The sequence below is a fragment of the Desulfovibrio sp. 1214_IL3152 genome (genome assembly GCF_036763055.1).
Lineage (GTDB): Bacteria > Desulfobacterota > Desulfovibrionia > Desulfovibrionales > Desulfovibrionaceae > Desulfovibrio.
Genome location: NZ_JBAIYW010000094.1, coordinates 1 through 5210, shown reverse-complemented (window position 1 = coordinate 5210; position 5210 = coordinate 1). Strand labels below are relative to the sequence as shown.

Here is a 5210-nt window from a genome sequence, read left to right as displayed (position 1 = left end):
TTTTCCAGCGCTGCCGTCAGCGGCGCAAAGTTCGCGCCCAGATGGGCCAGAGCGGCCAGGGTCATATCGCCGCTGATGCCGCCGCTGCAATCCAGATACACATCCACCATGCTTTCATCTCCGTTGCGCGCCGCGCCGGGGGCTTCCCCGGACGCACTTGTGCAGCATCCGCCTGTTGTTGTATAAAGAGAAAAAGGCCGCTGTGTTCCGCAGCCGTCCAACTCTGAAACGTATCGAAAACCGGAGGGAAGCATGCCCGTACAAAACTGGATGACCACCGATGTTGTGAGCGTCACCCCGGAGACGTCTCTGCTAAAGGTGGGCAAGCTCATGAAAGACCACCATGTCCGCCGCCTGCCCGTGCTTGACGACAAGGGCCGCGTGGTGGGCATTATTTCTGACCGTGACGTGCGCGACGCCTCCCCCTCCAAGGCCACCACGCTCGACATGTACGAAATGCACTACCTGCTCGCCGAACTCAAGGCCAAAAACATTATGACGGCCAACCCCATGACCGTCAAACCTTCCGACACGGTGGAACAGGCGGCCCTGATCATGCTCGACAACAAGATCGGCGGGCTGCCCGTGGTGGAAGAAAGCGGCAAGCTGGTGGGCATTATTTCAGACCATGACGTGTTCAAGGCTCTGGTGGACATCACCGGCGCGCGCCTTGGCGGCCTTCAGTTCGCCATAGAGCTGCCCGACCTGCCCGGCACGGCCCGCCCCCTCTTTGACCTGCTGCGCGCCCACAACGCGCGCCTGCTGTCCGTTCTGACCGTAAGCAACGAGGACGGCAATCGTCACATATTCATCCGGGTGCGTGAGCTTAAAAACGCCGCGGCCGAAAACACCCTGATGGAAGAGGTTGCAAAGCTCGGACGTGTGCTGTACTGCATTCGGCAAAATGCTTGATCAACCCAATCAAGATTAGCACATCCTTTCAGGATCGCTGGAAAAAAATCTTGACTGAATCAGTGGGGCAGACCAAAAAAAGCTGTCAGGGCTTGCCATCAAAATTTTTTTATGGCATAAAGGCATTCGTTGTGATTGCATTATGCTTTCGCGCCCATTGGAGGAATTCGGCCGGGTAACCCCGGTTGGCTGCGCCTGGAGCATATCGTTCCGGCGAGGTTGAGTACTATCTGTCCAAGGAGGACACACGCATGGCTGAGATCACCTATAAAGGCAAAAGCTTTGAAGTTGACGAAGACGGTTTCCTTCTGCGTTTTGACGACTGGTGCCCCGAATGGATGGATTATGTGAAGGAATCCGAAGGCATCTCCGAAATCACCGCTGACCACCAGAAGATCCTTGACTTCCTGCAGGACTACTACAAGAAGAACGGCATCGCTCCCATGGTCCGCATTCTGTCCAAGAACACCGGCTACAAGTTGAAGGAAGTGTACGAACTCTTCCCCTCCGGTCCCGGCAAGGGCGCCTGCAAAATGGCCGGCCTGCCCAAGCCCACCGGCTGCGTGTAGTCCGCCACTACATTCGGAAAAAAAGCGGAAGGGAAACCTTCCGCTTTTTATTTTTACAAAAAATCAGAACTCTTTTAATTTTCATTTTTTTGTAAAAGCCACGCCGGGCCTTGCAAAGACCGGAAGCTGAACTATCCTCATCTACAGAGCGTAACGCTCCATTCTGCCGGAACCTCCCGAATCCGGGTCTGTTTCATTTTTTCCCAAGGCTTTTTGCCAGCACATGGCAACATCCGGCAAAAAGCCTTCCCGGCGCGTCATCCACAACAACCAGCCCGGCGCGGGATTGCGCGCATACTTTACGCCGGGGCAAAAAAACGGTATCGCCCTGCCATGAAAATTCGTCTGTCGTGGAAAAAGCTCACCCTCTGGCTGGTGGGTATACTACTGGTATGCGGCCTTCTTGGTGGCGGCGCTGTGGTCATGCTCTTTTACTGGGCCTCACGCGACCTGCCGGATATCAACCGCATTGCTGAATACAAGCAGCCTCAGGCGTCTGTCATTCTTGCGCGGGACGGCTCCACCCTTGGCACGCTGTATCATGAAAAACGCTTTGTCATCGGCCTCAAGGAAATGTCGCGTTTTCTGCCCCTGGCCTTTCTGGCGGCGGAAGACGACGCTTTCTACCGGCACATGGGCGTGGACCCCACTGCCATCCTGCGCGCGGCCATCAACAACTTTCGCAAGGGGCGTCAGGGCGAGGGCGGCAGCACCATCACCCAGCAGCTCATCAAGCAGCTCTTGCTGACCTCCGAGCGCAGCTACACCCGCAAGATGAAAGAGGCCATTCTGGCCTATGATCTGGAAAAAACCTATACCAAGGACCAGATCCTTACCATCTACCTGAACCAGATATATCTGGGCGAGCACGCCTACGGCGTGGAAGCGGCCGCACGCACCTATTTCGGCAAGCACGCTTCGGACATTACCCTGGCCGAAAGCGCGGTTATTGCCGGTCTGCCCAAAGCCCCCAGCACGTACAATCCCTTCCGCCGCCCGGAAGAGGCCAAGAACCGTCAGATGTACGTTCTGGGCCGCCTGCGCGACCTCAAGTGGATCAGCCCCGAAGAATACGAAAAAGCCGCCGCCGAGCCTCTGGTGTACTGGAGCATGCCCGAAGGCATGGGGGGCGCGGCCCTGTGGTATCTTGAAGAAACCCGCCGCCTGCTCATAGAATTTTTTACGGAACAGAACCTCAAGGCTCTGGGGATAGAAACGGACAAGTCCGGCGTGGACTACGTGTACGAAGCGGGCCTTACCGTGCATACCTCAATGGACCCGTCCCACCAGTACGCCGCCGGGGCAGCCCTGCGGCAGGGACTGGAAGAACTGGACAAGCGCCAGGGCTGGCGCGGCCCGCTGGAAAAGCTGAATGCCGAACAGCAGAAAGCCTTTGCCGCGCAAAAAACTTTCAGCCCTCTGGACCTTGCAGGCAGCAACTGGGTCAAGGCCCTTGTTGTTTCCGCCGACGCCAAAGAGGCCCGCGTAAGCCTGGGCCAGGGCTATACCGGCCTTATCCCCGTAAGCAACATGTCATGGGCGCGCAAGCCCAATCCCAAAGTGGCGGGCATCTACGCCCCGGCCGTCAAGGATGCCAGGCTCGTGGTCAGCCCCGGTGACCTGATCTGGGTGTCCGCAGCGGAAACCACGGTGAGCGAAACCAACGCCAAGGGCCGCAAGGAAAAGAAAACCATCCCCTTTGACCCTTCGACCGCCAAAAAAGGTGCTCCCATTTCCCTGCTGCTGCAGCAGGAACCGGCAGTGCAAGGGGCCATTGCCTCGGTGGAAGCTGAAAACGGCGATGTGGTGGCCCTTATCGGCGGCTATCAGTTCGGCGACAGCCATTTCAACCGCGCTACCCAGGCCCGCCGTCAGCCAGGCTCCAGTTTCAAGCCCGTGGTTTACTCCACGGCGCTGGATATGGGCTTTACCGCCGCCTCTACTGTGCTTGATGCGCCTTTTGTTTATGTGAATCCCTATACCAACGAGGTATGGCGGCCTTCAAACTACGAAAAGAACTACAAGGGCGAGCTGCCCCTGCATCAGGCACTGGCGCTCTCGCGCAATACCTGCACCGTGCGGATCGCCCAGCAGGTAGGCATTGCCAATGTGATCCAGAGGGCCAAGGCGCTGGGTCTTGAACCCCATTTTCCGCAGGAGCTTTCTGTCAGCCTCGGGGCTGTGGCCGTTTCGCCCCTCAACCTTACCCAGGCCTATGCTGCCTTTGCCAACAAGGGCATCGGCGTGCGCCCGCGCATCATCACGTCCATAAGCGACCCGCAGGGCCGTGTGCTCTACCGCCAGGACGTGGAGCAGTGGCAGGCCGTCACCCCGCAGAACGCCTATATCATGGCGACCCTGCTCAAGCAGGTGGTCAATGCGGGTACGGGCAGCCGCGCCAGGGTGCAGGGATTCAACATCGGCGGAAAAACCGGAACCACCAACGAAGAGCACGACGCCTGGTTTGTGGGCTTTTCACCGCACCTTGTCACGGGCGTTTATGTGGGCTACGACCAGTTACAGTCTCTGGGCCGCCTGGAACAGGGCGGGCGTACCGCCGCGCCCATCTTCCGCTACTATCGTGTGGAAGTGGAAGACCGCTACCCTGCGGACGATTTTACCATGCCCGAAGGCATCACCATGATGGACGGGCTTGCTTTCCGCTCCGACATGCCCATACAGGGCGTTTCGGCCACAGCCGCCACCACTGAGGACGACAGCGTGGTCGACACCTCGCAGGGCGGCGAAGACCTTATGCGCCAGATGTTTTAGACACTGTCTAGAGGAACGTGCTTTCAGCCTGCGCGGTTGAAAGCTTGCCATGTCAGGAACAAACTGGCCCGGCGCAGGCCGGAGACGCTTTTTTACAGAGGGGGCCGCACGGCCCCCTCATGATGCCCGATACCGCGCGCCAACGCCGCAACACAAAGGAAATTCATGATTCCCTACGGTTCTCTTGTTGTCTATGTGACCCCCAAGGGCCGCCGCTACACCAAAAAGCTGACCGAAGGTCAGGACTGGCACAGCAATGACGGCGCCTTACCGGCCGCTGATGTGGCCCGCTGCGATTTCGGCAGCGTGATCTACACCAACCAGCAAGTGCCAATACAGGTCATGGAAGCCACCCTTTATGACCGCCTCAAGACGCTCAAGCGTCAGACGCAGATCATCTACCCCAAGGACATCGCCTATATCTGCCTGCGCCTCGGAGCCGGGCCGGGCCGCACCATCATTGAGGCGGGCTGCGGCTCCGGCGGCCTGACAACGGGGCTCTCCTGGTTCTGCGGTCCCACGGGGCGCGTGGTCAGCCACGAGGCCCGCGAAGAATTTATGGCGCTGGCCCGCCGCAACCTTGAATGGGCGGGCGTGGGCCAGAATGTGGAGCTGCACCACCGTGACGTGGCCGAAGGCTTTGCCGTTACCGGCGCGGACGCGCTTTTTCTGGACGTGCGCACCCCCTGGGAATACCTCGACCATGCCATTGCGGCCGTGCGCCCCGGCGCGAGCTTCGGCTTTTTGCTGCCCACGGTGGATCAGGTGAGCAAGCTTTTGCTGGGCCTTGAACGCGGCCCCTTTGCCGATGTGGAGGTCTGCGAGATACTCATCCGCCAGTGGAAGCCGGTGGCCGACCGTCTGCGCCCCGAAGACCGCATGAACGCCCATACGGGCTTTCTGGTCTTTGCCCGCCAGCAGGAACGCAACCAGGACTTTGAGTCGCGCAAGCCCCTA

5 protein-coding genes are annotated in these 5210 nt (G+C 59.0%); 4 read left to right on the top strand and 1 reads right to left on the bottom strand.

Annotated features, from left to right (window positions below; all coding sequences use genetic code 11):
- Window positions 1-110, bottom strand: a 110-nt coding sequence (larC, locus tag V6C07_RS01845) for a nickel insertion protein (RefSeq protein ID WP_333534691.1), incomplete at its 3' end; no start/stop codon positions are given.
- A 142-nt stretch (window positions 111-252) separates the two neighbouring features.
- Between larC and V6C07_RS01840 the strand changes: the two genes are divergently transcribed.
- The 4 genes from V6C07_RS01840 to V6C07_RS01825 all read left to right on the top strand — a co-directional run.
- Window positions 253-912, top strand: a complete 660-nt coding sequence (locus V6C07_RS01840) for a CBS and ACT domain-containing protein (protein ID WP_333534690.1) — start codon at window positions 253-255, stop codon at window positions 910-912.
- A 251-nt stretch (window positions 913-1163) separates the two neighbouring features.
- Window positions 1164-1481, top strand: a complete 318-nt coding sequence (locus V6C07_RS01835) for a TusE/DsrC/DsvC family sulfur relay protein (RefSeq protein ID WP_012625537.1) — start codon at window positions 1164-1166, stop codon at window positions 1479-1481.
- Between the two features lie 333 nt (window positions 1482-1814).
- The gene (locus V6C07_RS01830) at window positions 1815-4253 is read left to right on the top strand and encodes a penicillin-binding protein 1A (RefSeq protein ID WP_333534689.1); all 2439 of its coding nucleotides are present in this window, start codon (window positions 1815-1817) and stop codon (window positions 4251-4253) included.
- Between the two features lie 165 nt (window positions 4254-4418).
- Window positions 4419-5210 (top strand): tRNA (adenine-N1)-methyltransferase (locus V6C07_RS01825; protein ID WP_333534688.1); only part of this gene is annotated, 792 nt, incomplete at its 3' end.

Coding starts and splice junctions, on each gene's coding strand:
- V6C07_RS01840 (WP_333534690.1), top strand. CDS start 253: ATGCCCGTACAAAACTGGATGACCACCGATGTTGTGAGCGTCACCCCG.
- V6C07_RS01835 (WP_012625537.1), top strand. CDS start 1,164: ATGGCTGAGATCACCTATAAAGGCAAAAGCTTTGAAGTTGACGAAGAC.
- V6C07_RS01830 (WP_333534689.1), top strand. CDS start 1,815: ATGAAAATTCGTCTGTCGTGGAAAAAGCTCACCCTCTGGCTGGTGGGT.